The organism is Bacillus salipaludis (genome assembly GCF_004358205.1).
Window position 1 is genome coordinate 1 of the sequence record NZ_SMYO01000071.1, and the last position, 3,688, is coordinate 3,688.

At 37.9% G+C, this 3,688-nt stretch carries 3 protein-coding genes and 2 pseudogenes; 2 read left to right on the forward strand and 3 right to left on the reverse strand.

The features are described from left to right. Positions 1 to 567, forward strand: a pseudogene (locus tag E2K98_RS30240) (YfcC family protein); the annotation flags it as partial. A 37-nt stretch (positions 568 to 604) separates the two neighbouring features. Then, positions 605 to 1,777, forward strand: a pseudogene (gene iadA / locus E2K98_RS30245) (beta-aspartyl-peptidase). 146 nt (positions 1,778 to 1,923) lie between these two features. On the opposite strand, the gene E2K98_RS32510 reads toward iadA, so the two are convergent. The 3 genes from E2K98_RS32510 to E2K98_RS32520 all read right to left on the reverse strand — a co-directional run bounded on the left by E2K98_RS32510 (position 1,924) and on the right by E2K98_RS32520 (position 3,097). After that, complete coding sequence (locus E2K98_RS32510) at positions 1,924 to 2,349, reverse strand: LysR family transcriptional regulator substrate-binding protein (protein ID WP_407921243.1); 426 nt, start codon at positions 2,347 to 2,349, stop codon at positions 1,924 to 1,926. Continuing rightward, complete coding sequence (locus tag E2K98_RS32515; protein WP_407921242.1) at positions 2,289 to 2,519, reverse strand: LysR substrate-binding domain-containing protein; 231 nt, start codon at positions 2,517 to 2,519, stop codon at positions 2,289 to 2,291. Before E2K98_RS32515 ends, E2K98_RS32510 begins: the two co-directional genes overlap by 61 nt. A gap of 272 nt (positions 2,520 to 2,791) precedes the next feature. Further along, entirely contained in the window at positions 2,792 to 3,097 is a 306-nt protein-coding gene (locus tag E2K98_RS32520; RefSeq protein ID WP_372512686.1) for an aspartate/glutamate racemase family protein, read from the reverse strand. Positions 3,098 to 3,688: the final 591 nt, after the last annotated feature.

Below are 3,688 nucleotides of genomic sequence, written 5' to 3' on the forward strand. Positions count from 1 at the left end.
TACATTACAGAAATTGCAGCCTTATTCATTATATTGACAATCGTAGTTGGAATCATCGGAAACATGTCTGCAGATCGTATTGTTAACTCCTTTACAAAAGGTTCTGCTTCCTTAATCGGTGGAGCCTTGATCATCGGCGTTTCACGTGCAATTCTTGTTGTATTAAATGAAGGACATATCATCGACCCTCTCCTGCATCTAGTATCTGAGTCCATCAAGCATTTTCCTGGCTATTTAAGTGTAGCCGGTATGTATAGCTTCCAGACGCTTATCCATTTTGTTCTAGCGTCTGGAAGCGGTCATGCAATGCTGACAATGCCGATTATGGCGCCGCTCGCGGACCTATTGCATATTACACGCCAAACGGCAGTGTTGTCTTTTTCTTTTGCAGACGGAATCGGAAATATGATTTTTCCTACTGCCACTACCTTAATGGCAAGTTTGGCCATTGCCGGTATCTCTTGGACAAAGTGGGCAAGGTGGATTCTGCCGCTGGTACTTATTCAATATCTCATCGGATTAATAGCTGTCATCACAGCTTACTTTATCGGATATGGTCCATTCTAATAGGGGACAAGAATACATGAACAGGAGGAGAAAAGAAATGCTTACTTTAATCAAAAATGGAGAAGTATACGCACCCCATTACCTAGGACGGAAAGACCTATTGATTGCAGACGATAAAATCGCATTTATCGATGACAGAATTGCGATTCCTGACAACTTTGCTCCTATTCAAATCATTGATGCGGCAAACCACTTGGTTGTTCCGGGATTTATCGATTCACATGTTCATATTATTGGTGGAGGCGGCTAAGGCGGATTCAAAACCCGCACTCCCGAGCTTATGCTCACTGATATTACAACTGCAGGTATTACAACACTAGTTGGCTTACTTGGTACGGACGGAACAACGCGAAAAATGGAGAGTTTGCTTGCCAAGGCACGGGCGCTTGAAGAAGAGGGTGTTACCTGCTTTATTCATACAGGCTCCTATCAAGTACCAGTAAAAACACTGACGGAAAAAATCGAAGACGATATTATTTTAATCGACAAAATTATCGGTGTTGGAGAGATTGCAATTTCTGACCATAGATCATCAGAACCCACATTTGAGGAACTGGCTAAAGTCGCTGTTGCGGCACGCAATGGCGGTATTCTGTCAGGAAAAGCTGGCATATTGGAAGTGCATGTAGGGGACGGAGATGAAAAGCTTTCATTGCTGCATGAAATTGCAGATAAAACCAATATTCCGATTCGGCAGCTCCATCCGACACATATCAACCGAAATGAAGAATTATTCAAGGCGGGAATGGATTACGCAAAGCGAGGGGGATATGTTGACTTTACTACAAGTACCATTCCTCAGTTTTTAGAGGAGGGCGAAGTGAAGAGCAGCAAGGCATTGCGTAGGATGCTTGAAGAAGGGATTCCAGTTGGGCACATCACCTTCTCGTCAGACGGGCAGGCCAGTCTTCCCTTCTTTGACAGGGATGGGGCGTATGTAGGCCTTCAAGTCGGGAAAGTATCGTCGTTATATCACGAAGTACGTGATGCGGTTTTAGAGGAAGGCATCCCGCTGGAAACAGCATTGGAGGTTATCACCACAAATCCCGCACAAGCGTTAAAGCTTCCAAGCAAGGGCAGCATTCAAACTGGAAAGGATGCTGATCTCGTATTGCTGGAAAAAGAAACGCTTGACATTCACAGTGTCATTGCAAAAGGAAAACTTATGGTAGAAAACAAAGTTCTATTAGTGAAGGGAACATTTGAATAAGGGAGATAAAAAGGTCCTGGAGCAAAGATAACATTACAAAGAACAGTACTCCTGAATTCCTACTGGAATATTATTAGAAAACCAGATTTCTCTACATTGGATAAATTTATATTTAAAACAAAAAAAACAAAAAACCGATTGACACATCATTCGGTTTTTTGTTTTTCAAACATTTTATTTTTTAAAAAATCCATAAAAACAGATTTAGGTTTACCTTTTAAATAAATGAAGTCAATACTAATATTCGTTTTTACTGGAGGAGTCATTACTACTCGAAATAACTCTTCATTTTCTAGTTCTTTTTTTACACAATGCTCAGGTAAAAAGCTAATGCCTAGACCTTGCAATACTAAATTTTTAGCCGTTTCCATATGATCAACTTCTACATATATATTCGGATTTACACCATTACTTAGAAAGAGGCGATGAATTATAAGCCAATCGATAGATCCATAATCAAAAAAGATTAGAGGCTGTTTACTTACATCTTCTACTGTTACTGTTTCTTCTTTTAAAAAAGAATGATTTGAAGGGACAAAAAGACTAATAGGATCATTGTAAAGACGATTGATTCAACCTGAGGGTGAGTTTCTGTTCGAATAATACCAAAGTCGACCTCTTTGTTAATGACCTTGTGTAAAATGTCTTTAGAATGTCCCGTTATAATTTTTATTCTAACGTCATTAAACTTTGATTTAAAGGCCGGCAAAATATCAGGGAGAACGTTGTTAGAAATTGACAAAGCACTCCCAAGGACTAGCTCATAAGGTACAGTTACTTGTTGTATTCCGTACTTTGCTTCCTGATAAGATTGAAGAATTTTTTGTGCATGTGGAAAGAAATATTCTCCCTTTTCAGTTAAAGAAATTTTGTTTACTTTTCGATGAAAAAGCTTTTATTACCCACTGTTGAAAGGTATAAACTCCCTTTCTCTAAATCATTCCCTTTAATAGCATATATTCCTTCCATCACTTCTTTCTGCATTTGTGTATGAGGTTCAATGACATTAATATCTTAGGCTTGAAAACTATCTTGATACAGTTTTGTATTTATTGTTCCATCAGTAGCTAACAAACCTACTCTTCTAACATTTTTTTTATGTAAAAAGCGAGCTGTTTCTAACGGCATGTGTAAAATTGGGATACTAACGGAATTTTCTATTGATTTAAAGTAAAAGTGAGCAGTATTGCAAGCAATTACAAGAAAATCCGCACCAGCATTTTCTAGTCTTTCTGCTGATTGTATTATATATGGGGCAGGATCTGTACCTTTTCCCAAAATAGCTGTTGTTCGGTCAGGTATTTGTGAATAATTGTTCACGATAATATGAATATGACCTGGTCCTTCTTTGCTGGTGTATTAAAAATAATTTTATTCATTAAATCTACAGTTGCTAATGGTCTCATTACACCAATAATCCCAACTACTTTTTGCATTTTCTTCACCACTTTATTAATAAAATTTAACATATAATTTTTTGAATACTTTACTACATTATAATTTTTATGCTACGTGATGAATTATAGAAATAATCTATACACTAATAGAAACTATATATTAAATAACCTTGCTAATGATAAAGCTTCGTTTGTACCAAGTTATTTACCAACTTCCCATAGAAACATTTCCCTTAAAATCCTCGAAACACTCCTTAAAACCCGCTAATGGTTATCCTCGATTGTGTAGCCAGCCCTCCTGAAGGTCATCCAAATTGTTCCCTTCCTCAAAATTATTACTATAACTTTGTGAAAGTCTTCACTTAAACTAGTCGAGTAGAAGGGAGCCTTTCTACCTTCCGGTAGATTGTACTCCTCCCCCTCACAGAACCGTGCTTGCACTATTAATGCACACGGCTCCTCCTAGTTATCGTTTACAGACTGTAGCTAATCTCTTTTCTTAGATTCAGATTTT